Origin of the sequence: Corynebacterium sp. MSK041, from assembly GCF_030232265.1 — a bacterium.
Lineage (GTDB): Bacteria > Actinomycetota > Actinomycetes > Mycobacteriales > Mycobacteriaceae > Corynebacterium.
The window spans coordinates 147,374-170,653 of record NZ_JASPJK010000003.1; the positions used below are offsets into that span (position 1 = coordinate 147,374).

The following is a 23,280-nucleotide window of genomic DNA, read 5'->3' on the forward strand; positions in this document are numbered from 1 at the left end:
CATAACTGCCACGCGTCAAGTTAATCCCCAGCGCTACCTTCGATCACCAGGGTGTCTCCACCCGGCGCGGCGTCGACATGCACGGTGTCGCCGTCGCGGATCTCGCCGGCCAGGACCTTCTTAGCTAGCTTGTCGCCAATTTCCTTCTGGATCAGGCGACGCAGCGGACGGGCACCATAAGCCGGGTCGTAACCACGGTCCGCGAGCCACTGTTTCGCAGCATCGGTGACATCCAGCACCAGGCGACGCTCCGCCAAGCGACGAGCAAGCCCGCCCAGCTGAATATCCACGATGCCCACCAGCTGCTCCTGGGTCAGCGGGTCGAAGACCACCACGTCATCGAGACGGTTGATGAACTCGGGTTTGAACGCCCGCTTCACCGCCTCCATGATCTCCTCATGCGTGCCACCCGCGCCGAGGTTCGACGTCAGGATGATCACGGTGTTGCGGAAGTCCACGGTCCGCCCCTGCCCATCTGTCAGGCGACCTTCGTCGAGGACCTGCAGCAGGACGTCGAAGACGTCGGGGTGGGCTTTCTCGACTTCGTCGAAAAGCACGAGGCTGTACGGGCGCCTACGAACGGCCTCCGTGAGCTGACCGCCCGCGTCGTAGCCGACGTATCCCGGAGGCGCACCGACCAGGCGCGCGACGGAATGTTTCTCGCCGTACTCCGACATATCAATCCGCACCATCGCGGACTCATCATCGAAGAGGAACTCCGCCAGCGACTTCGCCAGCTCCGTCTTACCCACACCCGTCGGGCCGAGGAAGAGGAACGAACCAATCGGTCGATTCGGATCCGCAATGCCCGCGCGCGAACGCCGCACCGCATCCGACACAGCCTCCACCGCCGCACGCTGACCAACCACACGGCCAGCCAGAACATCCTCCATACGCAGGAGTTTCTCGGTCTCGCCCTCCATCATCTTGCCCGCAGGGATGCCAGTCCAGCTCGACACAACATCAGCGATCACATCAGGAGTCACCTCCTCACTCAACATCGTTTTCACGCTTGTCGACGCCTCCGCTTCCCTCAACTCCCCCTCCAGCTCCGGAATCCGCCCGTAGCGCAACTCCGAAACCTTCGCGAAATCACCATCACGCTCGGCAATCTCGGACTGGTTACGCAGATCCTCCAGCTCCTCCTTCAGGCGCTGGACCTTATCAATCTCGCCCTTCTCATTCTCCCAACGAGCCTTCAACTCGCCGAGCTTCTCACGCTGATCCGCCAGCTCCTGGCGCAGCGTAGCCAGACGATCCTGGGAAGCAGCGTCCGACTCCTTCGACAACGCGATCTCCTCGATCTCAAGCCGGCGCACGATGCGCTCCAGCTCGTCGATCTCCTGCGGCGAAGAATCAATCTCCATCCGCAGACGCGAACCAGCCTCGTCGACGAGGTCAATCGCCTTGTCCGGCAGGAAACGGTTGGTGATGTAGCGGTCCGACAGCGTTGCTGCCGCCACCAATGCCGAGTCCTGGATGCGGACACCGTGGTGGACCTCGTAGCGCTCCTTCAGGCCACGGAGGATACCGATAGTATCTTCCACCGTCGGCTCACCCACGTACACCTGCTGGAAACGACGCTCCAAAGCCGCATCCTTCTCGATGTACTTGCGGTACTCATCCAGCGTCGTCGCACCGACCAGGCGAAGCTCACCACGGGCAAGCAGCGGCTTGATCATGTTGCCCGCGTCCATCGAACCTTCACCGGAAGCGCCAGCACCGACGATCGTGTGCAGCTCATCAATGAACGTGATGATCTCGCCGTCAGCCCGCTTAATCTCATCGAGCACAGCCTTCAGCCGCTCCTCAAATTCGCCGCGGTACTTCGCACCAGCGACCATGGAGCCCAGATCAAGGCTGATCAGTGTCTTGCCCTTCAGCGACTCAGGCACGTCACCAGCCACGATACGGCGAGCAAGACCTTCCACAATGGCAGTCTTACCCACACCCGGCTCACCAATCAGAACCGGATTATTCTTCGTGCGGCGCGACAGCACCTGAACAACACGCCGAATCTCACTGTCACGGCCAATAACCGGGTCGATCTTTCCTTCTCGGGCTCGCGCCGTCAGATCCGTTGAGTACTTCTCCAGCGCCTGGAATTGATCCTCGGGGTCCTGCGAGGTCACCTTCTGGTGCCCGCGCACCGACGGGAAAGCTGCCTTAATCGTGTCGTACGTAGCACCACGCTTCTTCAGCAGCTCAGCAGCTTCTTCCGAACCGCGCGCGATGGCAGCCAGAAGCACCTCGGTGGAAACGTATTCATCACCGAGTTCGCCCGCTAACTCCTGCGCCGCGTTGAGCGCGTTAAGACTATCCCGGTTAAACGTAGGGTTGGCCATGTTCTGGCCTTCAGCTTTGGGGTAACCATCGACGATCTCAGCGGCCTCTTGTGCCACCGTCTCCGGATCAACTCCGGTCGCCTTCAGTACCGGTGCCGCGATGCCATCTTCCTGCGTCAAGATTGCATGCAGCAGGTGCGCCGGACGAATGTCCGGGTTCCCCTTTGCGGAGGCTGACTGGAGCGCATCCTGCAGCGCCTGTTGCGTTTTCGTAGTGGGATTAAATGAGCTCATTGAAGTGCTCCTTTCATGTTTTCTGTAGTTCTAAATTAATTGGTCACTCAGTACAACGCCTTAAAACTTGAGTCTGTTCCACTCAACCTAAAAATTCTTTTCCCGCGCACATATATGGGTGAATTGGGATGGGGACAAATTTGTCCGCTTTTCGACGCTCACCTCCGCCACCAGCAACATTTCCCTCATTCGATGCGGACGCACAGTGTGTCCACATCTAAACGCGGCAAAGACGCAGGCCAAAGCTACGGAAGCGCGCCGGTGGACAGATTTGTCCGCATCGTCCGTGACGCATATATACGCCTATATACGCCTATCTGCTCCAGAGCTGCATGAAGAACGAAAGCAAAGGAAGGAACGTTTCGGTGTCCACTTAAGTGGGCAGTTTTTGCTGGTGCGGCGCACTGAAGACGATTAACGTCGAAGGCACCTTTAGGGCACCTTTTATGAAAGGGGCTTCGGGAACCCGGAGGAACCAAAGGGGAACCAGGGGTAACTACGGGGCACTACAGGGAGCTATTGGCAGCTGCGGGGATGAGCAAAAGGGGGGAACACTCGAGATGAAGCGAGTGGAGATTTCAGAAATTTCGGTTTTTGAGGGACGACCGAAATGCCCACCGTTTCTGCGCGGGGCGGAGCTGATGGCGGCGCTGCAAACGGGGCAGGCGTTTACGGGGGAGGAGTTGGTGGGGAAATTGGGCGTCGATAAGCGAACGTTGAGGCGCGACATCCAGGCACTCCGTGCCGTTGGATTTGAGATTAAGACGACGCGGCGGGAGTCGAATTCTTACCGGTTGATGCGCGGCGAGAAGATGCCACCGTTGATTTTCGATGATGACGAGCTGGAGCTTTTGGCGCTTGTGTTCGCGTATTTTTACACGGAGGATGAGGAGCTGAAAAAGCGCGTCGGCGGATTGAAACGGCGGATCACGGACCTGGCGCCGTGGCATGTCCTGGACCGAATCGAGGCGGCTTCGAGGCAAGCGATGCGGGAGGGCATCAGCGTCTGGTTTGCCGCGAAGGCCACGCGGGACAAAGAGGCTGGTTAGGGCGTGATCAGGGCGCCGCTAGGGCGCGATTAAGTCTTGGCGCTGTCTCGGACGGGGACCCATTTGAGGGCGAAGCTCATGATGAAAATGCCGGCAGCGATGAGCGTAGACACCCAGCCGAACGCACCGGTGAAGGACGCAAGCACGGCGATCGGAGCGAGGATGGTCATGCCGATTTCGAAGGGGCCGAAGCCGACGTAGGCGACGCCATACTCGTTGAGGGTGCCGGATTTAAGCTTCGGGTCAACCATCTTGAGCAGGGCAATACCGGTGGCCACCGCGGCGGTTGCCCAGCCCCAGCCGAAGATGCCGCGTTCGATCCACTGTTCGCCGAAGTACAACGGGGCCATGACCAGTAGGTAGAACAGGCAGAACACGAGACCGAGGACGAAGAGCAGAACGAGTGCCTGCCAGTAGGCGGCGAGGGCTGCGGGGACGATGGAGGCGATGCCGAAGGCGATCATGTAGTCGGTCGCCGCGCCGGAAATGGCCGTGACGGTGTCCTTGTCCAGGTAGTTCGGTTTCTTAAACAGGCGCAGGAGACCGCGGCCAATAAAGCCGATGACGAAGGAGAGGGCGAAAAGCGGGATAGATACGTTGCCGAGGACGGTGGAGAGAAGGTCGTTAACCAGGTAGGCCACAAGCACCGTGAAGACGATGAATCCGCCGTGGAGGGCGAGCGGTTCGATCGAGGACGGGTTGGTGGTCGCTTTACCGATGGAGGGGCGTTGGGATTCGTCTTCGATGTATCCGGAGCGCAGTTCCTTGGGCAGTTCACCTTGGAGTTCAGTTGCGCGACCGGTGCGGATGCCCCAGTTGGCCACGATGACGCCACCGATGATGGCCACGATGGTGCCCACGGTTGCGGAGGTGAACCCGAGGGAGGACGCGGCGACGGCACCTGCGGTGTCTTCGAGGGAGGAGCCGACGGCGGCGGCTGTACCGAAGCCACCGACGAAGCCGACGGGCAGCATCATGCCGAACCAATCCTCGGTGCCAAAGACGGGTTTGAAGAGGTAGATGCCCAACAGGATGAAGAGGCCCCATTGGAACATGAACATGGTGGTGGAGAATGCCCACATGTTGCGTGCGCCTTTGGCCACGGATCCGCCGAGGTCCATGGAGTAGGCCATGGAGGCGAAGACGACGGCGATGAGGAGTGACGTGTAGGCGCCGATGTGGTCGGAGAACTGGATGAGTCCCAGGATTTCGGGGCCGAGGAACAGGCCGATGAGTCCGGCGGTGATCGGCGCGGGCAGCAGGAGCTGCTGGAGGACGCGGACCCGTTGACGGAGGATGTTGCCGATGATGAGGAGGATGGAGATCCATCCGACATCGGTGAGCAACACGTAGGGGGTGAATTCCATGGTGGACCTTTCAGCTCTCGGTTTCTCCGCCAGATCCGTGGGATCTGCAAGGTTCTGTCTCGGCTAGCTTAGCCGTCTCGGGGGACACGGTATCTTGGACTGCATGTCGCCACGCGTGAAATTGTCGCCGTCTTTGGTAGAAGAGCTGGTCAGTCGCCTGCCCGAGGTTCCGGAGGCGCGCGCTTTAGTGGAGGCGTTGTTGGGGGATGAGAAGGGGTGGGCGGCGGTGGGCGTCGATAGGCGAAGGCTTGCTGTTTCTGCTGATTCTTATGATGACGTGGTGGGCCCTGTGAAAGCGGTGTTGGAGGCGCACCCGGAGATGGATGAGGTGCGGGAGCATATGATTGCGGGCTTGTCGCGGATGGGGGCCGCGGCGCGGGAGGCGGATCTTGCGGGTGTGCCGCCGGCGACTGCGATGCAGGTGATTGGGGTGCTTCCGCTTTTCGACGACACCGCGATCGCCTTCTGGGCCGTCTACCTGTCCGCTTCCGTGCCGGTGGAGTATGAGGCGGGGCAAACGTTCCCCGTGTTGCGCCCAGAGATCGCTGCAGCGGCGCAAGTCGAGGGGACGGATCCGCAGTGGGATAGATTGGCCCCGGCGATTCCGCCGAATAGTTTTGGTGAGCTGGTGTTTTTCTTGCCTGCGGAGACGTTGACTAGCGATGTGGACGCGTCGCAGATTCCGCAGGTGGGTGAGTATTGGACGTTGGGGCGCGCCAGCGGTGAGCCGGTGTGGCTGACCAACACTGTGGATGCGCGTGGTGCGGCGTTGGCGGGCGTGCGGGCCGCGGTGTTTGGTGCGGCTGAGCGTGGCAGTGGTGTGAATGTGGAGCTGCTCGTGGACGCGGCCGGTGCGCACGAGCCGGGCTTGCGGGCGTTGGCGGACGCCTCAGATTGGTTGAGGTTGACGCGGGCCGATTAGAGCCGGCTAGAGCAGCGGCAGGGCTGCACGCTGCTTGAGGGACTGTTCGGGGTCGATGTCCACAACAAAGACCTCGGGCTCGTACCCGGCTTGGGCGATGACGGTGCCGTCGGGCGCAACGGCAATGGAGTGGCCGATACCGGTGGGACCCGAGCTCTTCCCTGCTTCAGCCACACCACCTGGTCGCGCCTGGTCAGCAGCAATGATGAACACCCCAGCATCGAGTGCACGGGCGCGGGCGAGGGTGTTCCACTGCTCGAGTTTGCCCTCCCCATCGGCCCAGCTGGTGGGCACAAGAATGACTTGTGCACCTTCGCGGGCGAGTTGTTTGAACTGTTCCGGGAAGCGGATATCAAAGCAGGTGGCTACGCCGATGGTGGCCCCTTCGTGGGTGAAGGTGTGCAGGCGGGTGCCAGGTTTGACGGTGTCGGATTCACTGTAGGTGGCTGTGTCGAAGGTGTGGATTTTGTCGTACCCCTCGTGGTGGCCATTGCCGGTGATCAGGGCGGTGTTGTACACGCGGTTGATCTTCCCCTGGGTGTCAGCGGGACGGAACATGCCGGCGACAATGGTGACGTCGAGCTCGGCAGCAAGCTCACGCAGGCCAGTAGAGAAGGGCCCGTCGAGTTCTTCGGCTTGGGTGTCTAGGCGACCGGAGTCGAAGGCTTGTGATGTTGCTTCCGGGCACACGATGAGCGTGGCTCCCTGCGTGGCCGCCTCCCGAATGTTTTCAGTGGCAAGCAACAAATTTTCACGCGTGTCTTTTGTGGTGGTGACTTGCACGATTCCGATTCGCATGCGCACCAGCGTATGTGGAATTTGAAACGAATTCCACAGGCCCGTTTCGCCATTTTGGGCTTTTTCCTTGCGCTTGGAGGCGTCATGGTTTTTGCTCGGAAATATGAACTACATCCAAGCACCAGCACACAGTCTTCCTACGTTCCCCGAGTGGCATTTACCGCAGTTAGATGGTTTATCCACTCCGAGTCTCACCGCCGTTGCGTTAGCCCGAGCGCACGAAATATTGCTCAACGGAATAGCCACCCGTTCCCGCAATGTGACGGATCAGGCGGCTGATCTCGCCGCCTTTGCCCATGCGGTGCGCCACGTTGATTCTTCACACGGGTTTGGGGGTGCCTGATGCTCGTAGCCAGTGAACTCACTCGTTCTGCCGCGCGAATGCGCGAGGTGTCCGGGGATCTTCGTTCGCGGGTCACCGATACGTGGACTCATCGCAGTTTGCTTCGCGACGTCGGCTTGGACGGCCCCACCGCCACCCAAGGTTTAGATCTCCTGACCAAGTTGGGCAACTCTTTGGAGGAGCCCGCTGCCCGCCTTACCGCGATAGCTGACGTGTTAGATACAGCCGCGGAGGTGCAGCGCGAATTGGACCGGACGTGGGAGGCGCTCGCCGGGCAGGGCAGCCTGGGCGTGGCTCCCCTCGCAGCGGTATCACCGGGCCTCGCGCTGGCCCATCAGGCGGCGTTGGCAACGCTTGCGCTTCAGATTCAGCTGCTGGACCAAGCCTGCGCGGCCTCCGTTTCGGGAGCGTGCCTTTTGGCGCACGAGGCTGATTTGGACCGGCTTGTCTTCCACCCCGATGAACCGCTTGAGCACATCAGTGAACGCAATCTGGGCACCGCTCCAGCTTCCGTCCGGGACGTGATCCGCGGTGCGGACGGCCTGCTCTTGGAGGCCACTCCCCTCCGGGACGACGCTGGCCCGAATTACGGCGATGGCTACACCGTCATGGTGGGCCCACCGGGTGATGATTCATGGCGGATCAACCCGTCTAGTGTGACCACCCTGGTAGCGGGTGTTTCTAGTGGTGATCCGGCACATTTGCCCGGCGCGATCGCACGGGCACAGCACATCGCAACCACCACGGGTGGTGCGGTGGTGGTGTGGCAGGGCTACCTGCCCCCAGCGACACTGCCGCAGGGGGCGAGTCCGAACTATGCGCGGGCGGGCGCAGATGATCTTGCGGCTTTCCAGATGGCTCTTGATGAGCGTTTCCCGGATGCCCGCCACGTTGTCATCGGCCATAGTTACGGCTCTGTCGTGGCCACGCGAGCTGCGATGGACCACGGCTTGTTCGCCGATGAACTGATCTTGGCTGGTTCCCCAGGTGTGCCGGCGCGAAACGTGGATGAGCTCACACTCATCGGCGCGAACACCCGGGTACTGGTGGCGGACTCCCCCACCGATCCGATTTTGGCGCTGCGCTCCGGCCCTGGTGCGGTCCACGGATTCAACCCGGCAAGCCCACAGTTTGGGGCGGAACGGATCCCCGGGATTCGCGGCGGGCACTCCGCCTACTTCGCGGACGGGGAGTTTCTAGGGGCGGTGGGAGAGGCGGTGCGTCGCTAAGCAGAAAAGCGATCCACGAAAGAAGCGTACCGTGGGAACAGACAAGAAGACATGTGACGGAGGAAAGATGAATAAAGATTTTGCGCACCAGATTGTCCAGACCCTCGAGGCAAACGGCGTTAAGCGTATTTACGGCATTGTGGGTGACTCGCTGAATCCTGTCTCCGACGCAGTGGCTGAATCCAGCATTGAGTGGATTCACGTCCGTAATGAGGAAGCAGCAGCCTTCGCTGCGGGGGCCGAATCACTCGTGACCGGTGAGCTCGCCGTGTGTGCTGCGTCCTGTGGCCCGGGCAATACTCACCTGATTCAGGGTTTGTATGACTCGCACCGCAACGGCGCGAAGGTGCTGGCCATCGCATCCCACATCCCCAGCCAGGAGATTGGCTCGAAGTTCTTCCAGGAAACGCACCCGGAGCAGATCTTCGCGGAGTGCTCTGGCTACTGCGAGATGGTCAACTCACCGGAGCAGGGCGCACGCATCCTGCACCACGCAATCCAATCGACGATGGCCGGCAAGGGCGTGTCTGTCTTCGTGCTGCCCGGTGACATTGCTAGCCAGGAAGCCGCGGATGTTCCGCTGCTGGATTCCACCATCGCGCGCGGTGATAGCAAGCGTGTCTTCCCAGATCCAACAGAGGCAGCACGCCTCGTGCAGGCCATCAATGAGGCAAAGAAGGTGACGCTCTTCTGTGGCGTTGGCACGGCAGATGCCCGGGATGAAGTGCTCGCACTAGCGGAGAAGATCAAGTCCCCCATCGGGCACTCCTTCGGTGGCAAGATGCACATCCAGCACGACAACCCCTTCGATGTGGGCATGAACGGGCTGCTTGGTTACGGCGCCTGCTACGAGGCCTCACACGAAGCTGACCTGCTCATCCTGCTGGGCACAGACTTCCCATACAACGTGTGGTTGCCCACCAACAACGTGGCACAGGTGGACATCAAGGCGGAGAACATCGGCCGCCGCACCAAGGTGCAGTACCCGGTTGTGGGCGATGTGAAGAGCGTGATTGAGAACATCCTGCCGCACGTTGAGGAGAAGAAGGATCGCTCCTTCCTCGATTCGATGCTCAAGGAACACGCGAAACTGCTCAACAACGTCATTGAGAACTTCGGCCACAACGAGAAAGCCACCCCGATTCACCCTGAGTATGCTGCGGAGCTTATCGACGAGCTTGCGGACGACAACGCCCTCTTCACCGTCGACACCGGCATGTGCAACGTGTGGGCTGCCCGCTACATCACCCCGAACGGCAAGAAGGACGAGTTGGCTTCCTTCCGCCACGGCACCATGGCCAACGCGCTACCCCAAGCAATTGGTGCGCAGGCTGCGGACCGTGACCGCCAGGTGATCACATTCTCCGGCGACGGCGGTATGGCCATGCTGCTGGGCGAGCTCATCACGGTGAAGGAACACAACCTGCCGGTGAAGATGATGGTGTTTAATAACTCCACCTTGGGCATGGTCAAACTCGAAATGATGGTGGCTGGCCTGAAGGAGTTTGGTACCTCCCACGAGGGCGTCAACTTTGCAGATATTGCATCCGCAGCGGGCATTACGTCCTTCCGTGTGGAAAAGCCACAGGATCTAAAGAAGACCCTGAAGAAGGCTTTGGCACACGACGGCCCAGTGTTGGTGGACATTGTCACCGACCCGAATGCACTGTCCCTGCCGCCGAACTTTGATTGGTCCATGATCAAGGGCTTCACGGAGTCCGCGGTGAAGACGGTGCTCGACGGCGGGATTGGCAACATGGTCACCCTTGCCCGCTCTAACCTCCGCAACATCAAGGGTGCGGCGGCGATCGAGTTCTAGAACTCCACGAACTGTTCCCAGATCCAACGCAGCCCCTCGATCAATCCCACGAGGCCGAGGAGGGATCCGAGGACGATGAGCGGAATCTTCCACCCCAAGCCCTCCTCCCCCGGTAGCGGGGGTGTGGTCGTCGTGCCTGGGGCGGGCGGATTCACCCAGGGATCACTGCCAGGGTTCGTGCCCGGTTTGGGCTCTGATCCAGTGTCGCCAGCATCTCCACTGTCGCCACTGTCGCCGTCGGCGCTGCCAAGGCTGGCGAGAGCTTGTTCTGCTGCCTGCTTGACCTTGGGGTCGATGGTGGGGTCGGCGAGAACCTCCGTCAAAACGTTAGAGATATCCTCCGCGGTGTAATCCAGCACCGGGATGGAGAAAGTTTCGTTGAACTGTTCCACCCCTGCCGCGTTGAACAGGCGGATGGTTACGGGCAAAGAGGAGCCGGTGAAGGTCCGGTCAACCTCAATCGGGATGGTCACCGGGAGTTTGCCGGCTGTGGGGTTGGTGGAGTCATCCTCAGGCAGGTCCTCTGGGATGCCCTCAACCCGGAATCTTTCCCGCCACATGGGGCCACCGGGGTAGGTGGCTTCGAGGATGAAGGTTTGTTCTTTCCGGCCGCGGTTAGTGATCTCCCCGGTGATAGCGTTCGCGGGCAGCGCGGGGATGATGCCGTTGTGGATGTCCGGGTCCTGGGTGAGGCGGAAGCCACCCTTGCCAGAGTTCTTGTCGGCGGCGATCACTTCCAGGTCGCGGACGGTGGAGTCCTCCTGGTGGTGGTCATGCTGGTCGGTGTCAGGAATGACAAAACCGCCAAGGCCGTCCGCGAGGAGAAGGTTGTCCCAGTCAGCCGGCACGGTGTAGGGGCCCTCGTAGCAGGTCTTCACCAGGCACACCAAAGGCAACGCACCACCATCACGGTATTCCCGGTCGGAGTACCCGAAGTGGGAGAACTGGTACAGGTAGTTCATCGTGGACAGGTAGTTGGGCAGGTTAGATAGACCATGGTTGGCTGGCACGGTGGAGGTGCCGGCGTGGGTGAGACCAAGGTTGTGGCCAAGCTCGTGCAGGATGGTGTTGCGTACCTGCTCGTCGCTGGTCATGGTGGACTGTTTCGCCACGTAAAAGGAGCCGCCGGGAGTGGTGGATACACCGGAGGAGTAGTCGCCGGCCAGTAGCTGATCGCCGATGATGCCCAGGCGGAAGATACCGTCACGTGCGCCAAGGTAGTCGGCGCGGTCCGCAAAGAGGGTGGGACTGATGGTGTCCTCGGATGCGTAGTACGGGACGCGGTACGGCACCGTCGGTCCGCCCTTCATCTCGGCGGGGTTGGTGGTGAAGGTGTTGAACCACTCTCCGGCATCGATATGCAGATTGATGCCTTTGTCTTTGAACAGGTCAATGAGGTCCCGGAGAGCCTTTTTGGAGGGCCGGTATTCGTTCTTGTTGGCCTCCGCGCACTCGAGGAAGTCGGTGTAGCCGCGGGGCGTTCGTGCGTAACGGCCACCAGGTGCGCAGGATTTAGAGTCCACTTCGGGCTGCATCCAGTTGAGTTGGAGGAACACATCGCGTGTGTCGGGGGATGCGCCCCAGCGGGGGAAGTCCAAGTGTTCGTTGGGGGTGGGCTTAAAGCCGTGGCGTTCCCATTCGTCGGGGATGCCATCACCGTCAGCGTCCGTGGGTCGTACAGCCGGGACGGCTGTCACACTGATGGAGCCTGTGAACGTTTCACCCGGTTGTAGAGGCTTGAACCAGCGTCCGTTTTGGTAGCGCGCGCTACCGCTGCCGCGCTGCCCTTTGGCGCCGTCGACACCATAGGCCACGTCGGGCCAGGTGCCGTCGCCGGAGAATCCGGTTGCTTGCGGGTTGCCGTCAAAGTCCACGCTGACGGTGTAGTCCGGGCGCGTGGTGGTGGCTACCAGCGTGTTGTCGGCAGACATGGCGGTGAAGTTCGGGCTGGAATGAACCCCGGCGTGGCGTAGGTCCACCTGAAGCCTCTGTTCGCGCGATGTGGTGTTGCGCAGTGTCACATCAAGTGTGGCGGTGGTGCCGTCGATGCGGTAGGTGCGCAGGACTTCAATGCCCGTATTGGAGCCGGCTGCGTGATCGATGCTGCGCACGTTAAAGATTTCGGTTGCACCTTCACGGCGGGTGGTCACAGAATCAGCAGCACTGCGTTGCGGAATGCCATTGAGGTACACGGTGGAATCCAGTCGCGTCAGCAGCGTGCCCGCGCTGGAGCGCCAGGTCAGTTCAGCACTGTCTTTATTGGTCGGCAGGAGTTTCGCACCAACCAAGCTGCCGCTGCTCGCGGTCGCGCGTGAGGTCTCAGTTTGTGCGATCTCTTGGCTGTGTGCAGGAGAAACTGCCCCGCTGAGCGCCAGCGTGACGGCTGTTGCTGCAGCTATCAGTCTTGGGAGCATCGCACGCATTGTTACCTCGCTTGCAGTTGCCGGTTGATTTTCTCAACAAGTTGCAGTGCACGCTGAGACGCAGCCAGTGTCGTCAGAATCCCCACGAGGAGAGTCATCGCCAGACCAACCCAGTCCAGAGTGCTCAATCTCAGCCTATCGCTTATCGACGACCCCTGGCCCCCACCCGTCATCTCCGCCTCAACCGCTACCTCCCGATGGGAACCATCAGAATAGGTCACGATCACGGGGATGGTGATGTGGTTTTCCGGGGTGGCGTTGCGGGTGGTGGTGACGGTGAGGTGGCCCGTGGTCGCGTCGATACGCACGTGCCACCCTTCTGGCGTGAAGCTGCGTGGTAACGCGAAAGTGGTGCCGGCAGGAACCGTGCCGGTCTGTGCGGCGCTGGCGCTTCGACCTGCGCGAACCGTGATTGCGCCCCACTTCGGCCGCGCTTTTTGCGCAAGGGAGGAAACGTGAACCGGAGTAGCAATGCGGTTGTCCGAGCCATCCGAGTACAGCACATCCATGGTGGGAAGGTACAGCGCATCTGGAACAGCATCGCGCGGCATGGTGAAGTCAGTTTGCCCTGTCCCACGGTCAACGGTGAGATTTTCCAGGCCACCGTCACTGACAGAATCAAACGTTGTTCCCGAAGGCAACCCTTGTGGGGTGAAACTTCCGGCCTCACCCGGCGCAACGATGATCGGGACAGGCTGGGATGGCAGGAACTGGCTGGCGTCGCTGCCCTCAGGGTTGATGCGGACAGTGGCCGTAAGTTCATCGACTGATGCATCGGGGTACACCGCATGAACGGTGACGGTCAGTGGGGTGGCATCTTCTTCAGGTGCGGTGAGGCGGAGCGCACCGGTGTTTTTATCAATGCCCACCAGCCAGCCACGGAATCCTTCCGCGGGTTCCACCACGAAGTACTCCACCTCGGGCATGCTGGCTTCCCCGACTTGGTGCACGGTGATCGTCTTGCCCTTTGCCGCGGTGCGGTTCTCCTCATACGCCGGGGAGTACTTCTCCGCCATGAGGTCGCCCACCAGCAAGAACTCCACGACCACCGTGTCGAAGGACCCGTCTGCGTAGGTCACCTTCACCGTCACGGGGATTTTTTCGCCCACCTGCATGCCCGGCGGAGTAAGCACCGTCAGCTTGCCTTCCGCATCCACGACGGCAGTCCCAGACACGACCTCAAAGCTCGTGCCTTCTGGTGTGGGCTGGCGGTTAAAAGTCACACCCCCATGGACCACATTGAAGGTGGGTGCATGACTACTCCCGCCTTGGCCAACATGGGCAAAGGACGGCGGGTACACCGGCTCATGCGTGTCCGCCAACGTGGCATCCTCCGGCTCATCCTCCCCCGGCTCCGGTGTCACTGCACCCACGTTGATAGTCAGAGTGGACACAGCGCGGTTGCGGTACAGAAGGTCCACGGTGACCTCCTTGCCTTCGTCTTCCGCACCGAGTGTGTAAGAGCAGGCGGCAACGTCAGCAGCGGAAGCCACCTGACACTTCTTCACCACCTGAGCACCCCGGCGCCACACAATCGTGTTCGCCGCTGGCGGCAACTCTTCGTCCACCCGCAAAGCCACGGTCTCCCCCACCTCACGGCTCACCGTCGTCTCCTGCGTACCTGCGAAGCCAAACCCGGCTGCGGGGTCCTTCACCACAAGCGGGATGGTGCTCTCATGCGTGGGCGAATAGCTCACCAAATCAATGCGGGTGCCCGCCGGATAATCAATGCGCAGCGCACACGAGGAAGCATCAAAACCGTTGGGGAACTCGCAGCTTTTCACCACGGTTCCGCCGACAACCCACTCCTGCTTCGTCGGCGTGTAATCAATCGGCCTGAGCACCACGCGGTCCCCGATGTACACAACACGGGGTTCAGCTTGCTGCGCCTGGGCAACAGCTGGACCAAAGCCGTGTGGCCCACCGACATGCATCGTGAACGAAGGAACGCAAAGCCCCACTGTCATAGCGACAGCGATGGCCGTGATCCGGCGGTGTGCAGACCTCAATACGGTGCGTCCTCTTCTCTTTTCATGCCCCGAAAGGGCATACCTGTAACTGATCTTGCCAGAAACAACGCAGGAGGCAAACACACACGACCACGCACAAGTGTGGCCAGGAAATATCAGCTTCCCCTAGCCCCGCTCACGACGAGTCGAACGGGACCACGCCACCAGCGCGGTGGAGCGGGGAACGTGGACGAGTTCACCACCTCGTCGAGAAGCAACACGTGCTTGCGCGAGGTGCTCCTTGAGCTGTGCATTCTCATCCTCAAGTTGATCAATCCGCTCGCTAAGCTCAATGATCGTCTTGATCCCCGCGAGGTTCACACCCTCCTCCTGGGAAAGGTGCTGAACCTGGCGCAGGCGCTTGATGTCGCGCTCCGAATAGCGGCGACCGCCACCGGAGGTACGCACAGGACTAACCAACCCCATCCGGTCATACGTGCGCAGGGTCTGGGCGTGCATGCCGGTGAGCTCAGCGGCAACGGAGATGACAAAGTACTCGCCTGAATACTGTTCCGAACTAGCCATTTCGCTCACCCCTTAGACCGCCCCGGCCCAACCCGCACGCGGGTTGAAGCCAGAGTCCTTCTCCGCCTGGGCGTAGGCACGCAGCGCACTCGTCGCTGCCGTGTCCAGGTTCTTCGGCACCGTAATCTGCACCGTAACCATCAGGTCACCATTCGTGCCCGATCGGCGTGGCACACCACGGCCCTTCACGCGCAGCGTCCGACCATTCGGCGTACCAGCAGGCACCTTCACCTTCACCGGGTTATCCAAGGTGGGCACAGTCACCGTGCCGCCCAAAGCCAACTCGCTGAAGCTCACCGGCACCGTCACCTCTAGGTCATCCCCGGTGCGCGTGAACACCTTGTCCGGGCGGACCGTCACGTTGACAAACAGGTCACCCGCCGGCGTCCCATTCGGGCCCGCCTCACCCTGGCCAGCCAGACGGACCTTCTGCCCATCAATCACACCAGCCGGAATACGCACCGTGATCGAACGGGTCTTTCGCACCGTCCCACCACCGTGGCACGTGCCACACGGGTGTTCCACGATCTGCCCGGTGCCGCCACAGCGAGTGCACGGCCGGGACATCCCGAAAGCGCCCCGCTGCTCACTGACAAAACCGCTCCCGGAACAATCCGGGCACGTCGTGGTTTTGCCGTCCTTCGAACCAGAGCCATGGCAATCCGTACACGGCGCCTCACCAGTGAGTTCCACCGGGATCGTCGTGCCCTTCACCGCCTCACGGAAGTCAAGGGTTATTTGCGTTTCGACGTCGGCCCCCCGCGTCGGCCGAGCATTCCTGCCACCATTGCCGCCGCGGTTAAAGAGGCCACCGAAGATGTCACCAAGACCGCCTTCCGCAGAAAATCCTCCGCCTTGTCCAAACCCGAAGTCGTCGAATCCTCCGCTGAAGTCCGAGGAGTTTTGGGAGCCCGTCGTGCGAAACCCACCCGGGAAACCCGAGCCTCCCCTCCCCCCGAAGCGCATGAAGCCTCCGGAGTCCATCATCGACTTAAACTCGTCGTATTCCTTGCGCTTAGCCTCATCGCCGAGCACGTCATACGCCTCAGCCACGCGCTTAAATTTTTCTTCCGCTGCCTTATTGCCGGGGTTCGAATCCGGGTGGTTCTCCCTAGCCAGCTTGCGGTAAGCCTTCTTAATTTCAGCGGTGGTGGCCGACTTACTCAAACCCAAATCACCGTAGTAGTCCTTGTTGGACCATTCCTGTTGCATAGCCATGTGCACCTCCTCCTTTCCAAATAGGAAGCTTTCGGAACTAATTCGATATATCTAACGCCCCCATCGGGAGCCAATTTTGTTGAGTTACTAAAAGTACTGGTCAGAGCCTTAGGCCCGAAAGAGCCGATTTTTCGGGTGCCAGATTTCTCGACCCCGCCGAGCAAAAGGGGCGGGCGGGGTTCCCCGTCCCGCCCCCATGGTCAGCCTGGGCGATTACTCTGCAGGATCCGCGATGATCACCATCGCGTTGCGGATCAGCTTGTCACCCAGTTTGTAGCCACGGCGCAGAACCGTTCCGATGACCTTGTCATCACCGGAGGACAAATCCTGCACTGCCTCGTGGATCTCCGGGTCGAAGGCATCACCCTCATCACCGAAGGGAGCCACACCGTGGCCGGTCAGAACCCCGGCCAGGTTGTCGGCGAATGCCTTCAGGGGACCTTCTTGCAGGTCGCCGTGTTGGCGGGCGAGCTCCAAATCGTCGAGAAGCGGGAGCAGCTGCGAGACAATCTTGACCTTCGCTAGATCAGCGATCTGAGTGCGCTCGCGGTCCGTGCGGCGACGGTAGTTGGCGTACTCGGCGCTGACGCGCTGGAGGTCTTCCGTGCGCTCAGCAAGCTGAAGCTCCAGGTCAGAGACCTCCCCATCGCCGTCCACGTCAGGGTCGACCTGGGGGTCGAGCCCTTCGGTGTCGGTAAGCTCGTCGGCTACGAACTCCTCCGTAGCGTCAGTCGCCTCAGTAGCTTCCGGGTTCTCAGGCGTGGGCTGGTTCGGGTTGGTCATGGTGGCAGCTCCTTACTTGTCCTCGGAGTTGTCAGCGTCAGCGTCGTCCTCAACAACCTCGGCGTCGACGACATTGTCATCGGCCGGGGCGTCAGCCTGAGCGGCGCCAGCGTTGGCCTCCGCCTCGTAGATGGCCTTACCCATCTCCTGGGACTCGGTGGACAGCTTCTCCACTGCGGCCTTGATGGCGTCGATGTCGGTGCCCTTGAGAGCCTCGTCGACCTCATCGGCAGCAGCGGTGACCTTGGACTTGATGTCCTCGGTGACCTTGTCCGAGTTCTCGTCCAGGAACTTACGGGTCTGGTACGCCATGGATTCCGCGTTGTTGCGGGTCTCCTGCTCCTCGCGGCGAGCCTTGTCCTCGTCAGCGTGAGCCTCGGCGTCCTTGATCATCCGGTCGATCTCCTCCTGGGACAGGCCAGAGCCTTCCTGGATCTTGATCGTGTTTTCCTTACCGGTGCCCTTGTCCTTCGCGGTCACGTTGACAATGCCGTTGGCATCGATGTCGAAGGTGACCTCGATCTGCGGGACACCACGCGGTGCCGGTGCGATGCCGCCGAGTTCGAAGGAGCCGAGCAGCTTGTTAGCGGAAGCCATTTCGCGCTCGCCCTGGAAGACCTGGATCTGCACGCTCGGCTGGTTGTCCTCAGCCGTGGTGAAGGTCTCCGAACGCTTCGTCGGGATGGTGGTGTTGCGCTCGATCAGCTTGGTCATCACACCACCCTTGGTCTCGATGCCGAGGGAGAGCGGAGTGACGTCGAGAAGAAGCACATCCTTCACGTCACCGGTGAGCACGCCAGCCTGGAGTGCAGCACCGAGTGCCACGACCTCATCCGGGTTGACGGACTTGTTCGGATCCTTGCCGGTGAGCTCCTTGACCAGGTCAGACACAGCCGGCATACGGGTGGAACCACCAACCAGGACAACCTGATCAATGTCGCCGACGGACAGGCCAGCGTCCTTGATCACCTGGTTGAACGGCTGCTTGGTGCGATCCAGCAGGTCAGAAGTGATCTTCTGGAACTCGGTGCGGGACAGGCTCTCGTCGAGGAAGAGTGGGTTCTTGTCCGCATCCACCGTGATGTACGGCAGGTTGATGGAAGCCTGCTGTGCAGAGGACAGCTCAATCTTTGCCTTCTCAGCAGCTTCACGCAGACGCTGCAGAGCCATCTTGTCCTTCGTCAGGTCGATGCCGTGCTGGCTCTTAAACTTATCGACGAGCCAATCCACCACACGCTGATCCCAGTCATCACCACCCAACTCGTTGTCACCAGCGGTAGCCAGAACCTCAACAACGCCGTCGCCGATCTCCAGCAAGGAGACGTCAAACGTACCGCCACCCAGGTCGAAGACCAGGATGGTCTGCTCCTTCTCGCCCTTGTCCAGGCCGTAAGCCAGGGCAGCTGCCGTCGGCTCGTTCACAATACGCAGGACGTTGAGGCCTGCGATCTGGCCAGCCTCCTTCGTTGCCTGACGCTGTGCGTCCTCGAAGTATGCCGGCACGGTGATCACCGCGTCGGTGACGTCAGTACCCAGGTAAGCCTCCGCGTCGCGCTTCAGCTTCATCAGCGTGCGAGCGGAAATTTCCTGCGGGGTGTACTTCTTGTCATCAATGTCAACGTTCCAGTTGTTGTCGCCCATGTGGCGCTTCACGGAACGGATGGTGCGGTCAACGTTGGTCACCGCCTGGTTCTTTGCAGACTGGCCAACAAGGATCTCACCGTTCTTCGCGAAAGCGACGACCGACGGAGTCGTGCGTGCACCCTCCGCGTTGGCGATAACTACCGGCTCGCCACCCTCCAGAACGGAAACGACGGAGTTCGTCGTACCAAGGTCAATACCTACTGCGCGTCCCATAATTCATGTCCTCCTAAGTGTTTTAGTGTCTTCGTTTCTCAAGTTAAGTCCCTTCGACTCAACTTCTGCGAGCCACTGTACCACTCAAAGGGAATTCAGTGTCGCAAGGTTGAGCCTGACTGACTCAATCCTTACAACGGCGCGACGCTTAAAGTTGTTCCCACTCCGCTCAACTTTCTTCATTAAAGCAGGCCAAGTGAGGTTTTAAGGGTCGGGTTAGGAGCCTTTAATGCGAACTAAAGAAGTCATCCACCGCTGGCCGTACCGCATAGCCGATGCCCGCGGCAACGAGCACGAGGCCAACGATTCCGGCGATGAGCACACCGAACATCTCGGTGAATGACAGAGAGGAACCGGCCGGGACGGAGCTGGAGTCGCTCGCGCCTTCCGCGCATGAAGTCAGGGCCTTGTTGTAGCCAGCAATGGGGCCGGCAAGCTTCAGGGCATCTTCGCGCATCATGATCTTCACCGAATGGCTGATGTCACTCACACCGCCAAGGACACTGCCCAGGAGCCCACCGAGACCACCGCCACCAAGGACGGTACTCAGATCCAGCCCCAGGGTCTCCCCGAGTTTCTTGGCTTCTTCGCGGGTGAGCTCCATCTGAGAATCAGTGATCATATCCTTCTTCGACGCCCTGGTCAGCGCGACAAAGATGTTGTAGTTCTGACGCTCATAGCGCCACAGACGCTTTTGCGCCTCCTTCACCTCAGGGTCATCGGAGTACGGGTTGGGGTCATCCACCGTTTTCGCCCACGCCACGTACATATCCAGGTCCTGCTTGCGCTGCTCCTGCGAATACGAACTGGTGGACTCCTTCTCACTCAGCGTTTGCACTAGCTGATCCGCAAGCCGCCCATAGACGTTCTTGTAGGCATCATTGACGCGAGCCTGATCCTGCTCGGTGAAGGAGATTGTGCACTTGTGGGTCTCCTCGTCATAACTGACGGTGTACGCGTGCGCGGGAACGCTCAGCGTGGCACTAGCAACAGCGGTGGCGGTGGCGACCGCGATGGCGACATGACGAAGCTTCAAGACAGGAAAACCTTTCAATTTCAACTAAAACTGCCCGGAAATGTTCAAACAATTGTAGAATCCTGTCTACATCTCTCCCCTGTCCCCCTGCTCTCTGCCCAAAAGAGGGCCTCAACCTTGAGGTTTTCAACGTGTCCCGTCGTTTTCCCTTCCATATTGCTATTGCTGGTTTGACGGCCTTCGCGGTTGCCACACCCACTGTTGTCGTCCCAGCGAACAACTCGATCATCGCTGCGGCGATCGCCCAGGCCGCTGAGGCGGTGACCGTTACCGGCGAGAGCACCGTTGCCGCGAAGCAGCCGGCCACCTTCACCGCCACTGTCCCAGGCGCCACCACTGGCAAGGTGCAGTTCTTCCTCGACGGCGTCCTGGTAGCCACCACCGACGTGAACGGCGAAGGCGTTGCTACCGCCGAGATCACCCCGAAGTCCTACGGCGAACACACCCTGACCAGCCGGTACCTAACCACTAAGGATGGCCAGGACTACACCGTCAACCCCGACGGCACCACCACCTTCACCACCCCGCTGCCCACCAAGTTCGAAATGGACGGCAAGGGTAACACCGGCACCGACGGGGACACCTACGACGGCTTCACCATCAACAAGCAGGTCAGCACCCCCGACAACCCCATCGAACTCCAGCCGGGTGAGACCTACACCCTGAACGGCCGAATGACCACCGCCAAGTTAGGTCGCCTCTTCGAGGTCGGCCTCAACCCCGCACCCGGCTCCACCTACGTTGAAGGCACTGGTGCGCGCTACCACGCTGATTCAGACAACGCGGATAGCTCCGTAGCGGTAAAGACCCGCGCTGATGAAAACGGTTTGTCCATCACAGAGTCTGGTTCCCTCGTTAAAGCACCGGGGTGGGGCCAGACCACCGATGGCCAAACCTGGCCGACGGTCAACGAAGGATACATCGGCTTCCAGCACAAGAGCTCGTATACCGTCACCAAGGGCACAACCTGGGAACTCGGCGGTGACTTCATCGCACCAGATGTCCCCGGCATCCACATCCCGCAGTACGCCGCCTACAAGTACATGGAAAACCTCCACGTCCTCGTACCCATGAACGAGGCCGCCTTCAAGATCGCACCGAAGGAACTCCCGCCACGCAACGAGCTGCCGGCGGAACAGACCAGCCTTACCGTCAACGCGGACAAAGGCACCGTCACCGAGGGCACCGAGTCGCGCCTCACCGCGACCATCACCCCGGGCAACGCTGCGGGCACCGTCCAGTTCAAGAACAACGGTGAAAACATCGGCAACCCCGTCCCCGTTGCTAACGGCACCGCCGAACTGACCCACACCCTGCCCCTGGGCGCCAACGAGATCACCGCCGAGTTCACGCCAGACAACCCAGCGACGTTCACGCCGGCGACGGGGAAGGGGACGACGGTGAACGTCGAAAAGCTTCCCGCAACCGCCACGACCCTGACGTACATGGGCGACCGCGCGGGCACCGTGAACAAGCCCGCGCAGCTCAAAGTCAAGGTCAACCCGGACACCCCGGGCACCGTGCAATTCTTCGAGCTTATCGACGCCACCCCCACCCCCCTCTCCGACCCCACCCAACCCGAATCCGGCGTGGCCACCACGACCTACACCCCGGATTCAACCGGCACCAAGTCCTTCAAAGCCGTGTTCACCCCTGCCGACGCAGACGCGTTCGCAGGCTCTGAAACCACGTTTGAACTCGAAGTGGAGAAGCAAGCAACCACCCTGCAACTAACCGCCGAGGACAACAAGAAGGGCGGCGACCACGTAGCCATCACAGCCACCGTCACCCCGCAGGTGGACGGCACCGTCGAGTTCTTCAACGGCGACCAGTCCCTGGGCACCAGCCCCGTGGACACCGCCACCGGCACTGCGTCTGGCACCGCGTCTGGCACTGCCACCATCAGCGACACCTTCCCCACCGGCCGCCACGACCTCCGCGCCGTGTTCACCCCCACCGCCGGCGACACCTACTCCCCGGCCGAAGCAACACACACCCTGGTCATCGGCTCACGCGACAAGAAGGACACCACCCTCGACCTCGCCGCCAACCCCAACGAACTGACGCTTGGTGAAAGCACCACGGTCACCGCCACCATCGCCGGCGCCACCACCGGCCTAGTCACCTACACCGATGACAACGGCGTTCAAGGCTGGGCACCCGTCACCAACGGCACCGCCACCTTCACCTACACCCCGAAGACCGACGGCCCTAAAACCATCAAGGCCGAATACGTCCCCACCGACGGCGCCGCCGACACCCACAACGGCTCCACCGGCACCACCACCGTGACCGTCAATCCGGCACCACCCGTCACCCCAGAAAAACACGACACCGCCGTGCTCCTCGCCGGCCCCTCCAAGGTGACCACCGGTGAGGACATCGACCTCACCGCCCTTGTCACCCCCGCCAATGCCGCCGGCACCGTAACCTTCCACAACGGCACCGACATCATCGGCACCGCCCCCGTCATGGACGGCAAAGCCACCTTCACCATCAAGGACCTGCCGAAGGGCTCCTACCAGTTCAAAGCCACCTTCACCCCCGCCGACACCGCAGCATTCAACCCCTCCGAATCCACCCACTCCGCCATCGTCGCCGACGAAAAACCCGCCGTCACCGTGACCAACACGACCACCCAGGTCGAGCCCACCACCGTGGTTGAGACTGAACGTGAAACAGTTCGCGAGACCACGACCCAGGTGGAGCCGACCACCGTCACAACCACTGTTCCAACCACGGTGAACACCACCACGACCGAATCGGTGACCGTCACCGCCACCGCCACAGCACAGCCTGAAAAGCAGGCTCCGGCCGCACCCGCGGTGGACGCCTCCCGCGCAATCGAAACCACCGACGGACGCGAAATCACGCTCACGGCAGGCACGTCGCCGAAGACAAAAGGTCGCATGGTTTTTGAGCTTTCCGACGGCACCAAGCTCAGCGACGCCCCCATCGACCCCGACGGCACCGCCCGCTTCAAGCACACCTTTGACAAGCCAGGGCAGTACGAGGTGCGTGCCTACGTCCTCGCTGAGGACGGCACCGAGGGAGAGCGCTCCGTACCTCTCACCGTGACTGTTGCGGAGAAAACCACTCCGGATACTCCAGATACTCCGGGGGACGGGGGATCGTCGACAAGCACTGATGCCTCGAACTCGGAGAACAACCGTGCCATCTCCTTCGCGATTGGCGGCAGCCTGCTCGCTCTGCTGCTCGGCGCCCTGGCCGCGGTGGTGCTTCAGTCGCCCCCGGTTCGCCAATGGTTCGAGCAGATGGGCATCCGCTACTAGGCGCTAACCACGAAAAACTCCCCGCTGGCT

Annotated in this window: 15 protein-coding genes; 5 read left to right on the top strand and 10 right to left on the bottom strand. The window is 61.0% G+C overall.

The window, feature by feature from the left end; translation table 11 throughout:
- Nucleotides 1-20 precede the first annotated feature (20 nt).
- Entirely contained in the window at nucleotides 21-2,579 is a 2,559-nt protein-coding gene (gene clpB / locus QP968_RS04635; protein WP_284855240.1) for an ATP-dependent chaperone ClpB, read from the bottom strand.
- Nucleotides 2,580-3,139: 560 nt separating this feature from the next.
- Here clpB and QP968_RS04640 point away from each other — a divergent pair.
- Complete coding sequence (locus QP968_RS04640) at nucleotides 3,140-3,628, top strand: helix-turn-helix transcriptional regulator (protein ID WP_284855241.1); 489 nt, start codon at nucleotides 3,140-3,142, stop codon at nucleotides 3,626-3,628.
- A gap of 29 nt (nucleotides 3,629-3,657) precedes the next feature.
- On the opposite strand, the gene QP968_RS04645 is transcribed toward QP968_RS04640, so the two are convergent.
- Nucleotides 3,658-4,995, bottom strand: a complete 1,338-nt coding sequence (locus QP968_RS04645; protein ID WP_284855242.1) for a sodium/glutamate symporter — start codon at nucleotides 4,993-4,995, stop codon at nucleotides 3,658-3,660.
- A gap of 103 nt (nucleotides 4,996-5,098) precedes the next feature.
- Here QP968_RS04645 and QP968_RS04650 point away from each other — a divergent pair, with 103 nt between their 5' ends.
- Nucleotides 5,099-5,917: a ferredoxin reductase domain-containing protein gene (locus tag QP968_RS04650; RefSeq protein WP_284855243.1), complete on the top strand. Its 819-nt coding sequence runs from the start codon at nucleotides 5,099-5,101 to the stop codon at nucleotides 5,915-5,917.
- A 6-nt stretch (nucleotides 5,918-5,923) separates the two neighbouring features.
- Here the strand turns inward: QP968_RS04650 and QP968_RS04655 are convergent, their stop codons facing one another.
- Nucleotides 5,924-6,715, bottom strand: a complete 792-nt coding sequence (locus tag QP968_RS04655) for a carbon-nitrogen hydrolase family protein (RefSeq protein ID WP_284855244.1) — start codon at nucleotides 6,713-6,715, stop codon at nucleotides 5,924-5,926.
- A gap of 342 nt (nucleotides 6,716-7,057) precedes the next feature.
- On the opposite strand from QP968_RS04655, the gene QP968_RS04660 reads away from it, so the two are divergent.
- Both QP968_RS04660 and QP968_RS04665 read left to right on the top strand, forming a co-directional pair.
- Entirely contained in the window at nucleotides 7,058-8,287 is a 1,230-nt protein-coding gene (locus QP968_RS04660) for an alpha/beta hydrolase (protein ID WP_284855245.1), read from the top strand.
- A gap of 67 nt (nucleotides 8,288-8,354) precedes the next feature.
- A complete protein-coding gene (locus tag QP968_RS04665) occupies nucleotides 8,355-10,106 on the top strand; it encodes a pyruvate dehydrogenase (RefSeq protein WP_284855246.1) in 1,752 nt (583 codons plus the stop codon).
- Here QP968_RS04665 and QP968_RS04670 read toward each other — a convergent pair.
- The 7 genes from QP968_RS04670 to QP968_RS04700 all read right to left on the bottom strand — a co-directional run bounded on the left by QP968_RS04670 (nucleotide 10,103) and on the right by QP968_RS04700 (nucleotide 19,957).
- Complete coding sequence (locus QP968_RS04670) at nucleotides 10,103-12,520, bottom strand: zinc metalloprotease (RefSeq protein ID WP_284855247.1); 2,418 nt, start codon at nucleotides 12,518-12,520, stop codon at nucleotides 10,103-10,105. The genes QP968_RS04665 and QP968_RS04670 overlap by 4 nt on opposite strands.
- Nucleotides 12,521-12,531: 11 nt before the next feature.
- Complete coding sequence (locus tag QP968_RS04675; RefSeq protein ID WP_284855248.1) at nucleotides 12,532-14,538, bottom strand: Rib/alpha-like domain-containing protein; 2,007 nt, start codon at nucleotides 14,536-14,538, stop codon at nucleotides 12,532-12,534.
- A gap of 126 nt (nucleotides 14,539-14,664) precedes the next feature.
- Nucleotides 14,665-15,063 (bottom strand): heat shock protein transcriptional repressor HspR, encoded by a 399-nt coding sequence (locus QP968_RS04680; RefSeq protein WP_284855249.1) that lies wholly within the window; start codon nucleotides 15,061-15,063, stop codon nucleotides 14,665-14,667.
- Nucleotides 15,064-15,075: 12 nt separating this feature from the next.
- Nucleotides 15,076-16,281, bottom strand: coding sequence for a molecular chaperone DnaJ (gene dnaJ, locus QP968_RS04685; protein ID WP_284855250.1), 1,206 nt, complete (start codon nucleotides 16,279-16,281; stop codon nucleotides 15,076-15,078).
- 213 nt (nucleotides 16,282-16,494) lie between these two features.
- Nucleotides 16,495-17,064 (bottom strand): nucleotide exchange factor GrpE, encoded by a 570-nt coding sequence (gene grpE / locus QP968_RS04690; RefSeq protein ID WP_284855251.1) that lies wholly within the window; start codon nucleotides 17,062-17,064, stop codon nucleotides 16,495-16,497.
- 12 nt (nucleotides 17,065-17,076) lie between these two features.
- On the bottom strand, nucleotides 17,077-18,921 hold the full coding sequence (gene dnaK, locus QP968_RS04695) for a molecular chaperone DnaK (RefSeq protein ID WP_284855252.1): 1,845 nt from the start codon (nucleotides 18,919-18,921) through the stop codon (nucleotides 17,077-17,079).
- 226 nt (nucleotides 18,922-19,147) lie between these two features.
- A complete protein-coding gene (locus tag QP968_RS04700) occupies nucleotides 19,148-19,957 on the bottom strand; it encodes a hypothetical protein (protein ID WP_284855253.1) in 810 nt (269 codons plus the stop codon).
- Nucleotides 19,958-20,088: 131 nt separating this feature from the next.
- On the opposite strand from QP968_RS04700, the gene QP968_RS04705 reads away from it, so the two are divergent.
- The gene (locus tag QP968_RS04705) at nucleotides 20,089-23,250 is read left to right on the top strand and encodes an Ig-like domain-containing protein (RefSeq protein ID WP_284855254.1); all 3,162 of its coding nucleotides are present in this window, start codon (nucleotides 20,089-20,091) and stop codon (nucleotides 23,248-23,250) included.
- Nucleotides 23,251-23,280: the final 30 nt, after the last annotated feature.

What these genes read in the sequence shown, in the direction of transcription:
- clpB (WP_284855240.1), bottom strand. Translation starts at nt 2,579, where the DNA reads ATGAGCTCATTTAATCCCACTACGAAAACGCAACAGGCGCTGCAGGAT.
- QP968_RS04640 (WP_284855241.1), top strand. Translation starts at nt 3,140, where the DNA reads ATGAAGCGAGTGGAGATTTCAGAAATTTCGGTTTTTGAGGGACGACCG.
- QP968_RS04645 (WP_284855242.1), bottom strand. Translation starts at nt 4,995, where the DNA reads ATGGAATTCACCCCCTACGTGTTGCTCACCGATGTCGGATGGATCTCC.
- QP968_RS04650 (WP_284855243.1), top strand. Translation starts at nt 5,099, where the DNA reads ATGTCGCCACGCGTGAAATTGTCGCCGTCTTTGGTAGAAGAGCTGGTC.
- QP968_RS04655 (WP_284855244.1), bottom strand. Translation starts at nt 6,715, where the DNA reads ATGCGAATCGGAATCGTGCAAGTCACCACCACAAAAGACACGCGTGAA.
- QP968_RS04660 (WP_284855245.1), top strand. Translation starts at nt 7,058, where the DNA reads ATGCTCGTAGCCAGTGAACTCACTCGTTCTGCCGCGCGAATGCGCGAG.
- QP968_RS04665 (WP_284855246.1), top strand. Translation starts at nt 8,355, where the DNA reads ATGAATAAAGATTTTGCGCACCAGATTGTCCAGACCCTCGAGGCAAAC.
- QP968_RS04670 (WP_284855247.1), bottom strand. Translation starts at nt 12,520, where the DNA reads ATGCTCCCAAGACTGATAGCTGCAGCAACAGCCGTCACGCTGGCGCTC.
- QP968_RS04680 (WP_284855249.1), bottom strand. Translation starts at nt 15,063, where the DNA reads ATGGCTAGTTCGGAACAGTATTCAGGCGAGTACTTTGTCATCTCCGTT.
- dnaJ (WP_284855250.1), bottom strand. Translation starts at nt 16,281, where the DNA reads ATGGCTATGCAACAGGAATGGTCCAACAAGGACTACTACGGTGATTTG.
- grpE (WP_284855251.1), bottom strand. Translation starts at nt 17,064, where the DNA reads ATGACCAACCCGAACCAGCCCACGCCTGAGAACCCGGAAGCTACTGAG.
- dnaK (WP_284855252.1), bottom strand. Translation starts at nt 18,921, where the DNA reads ATGGGACGCGCAGTAGGTATTGACCTTGGTACGACGAACTCCGTCGTT.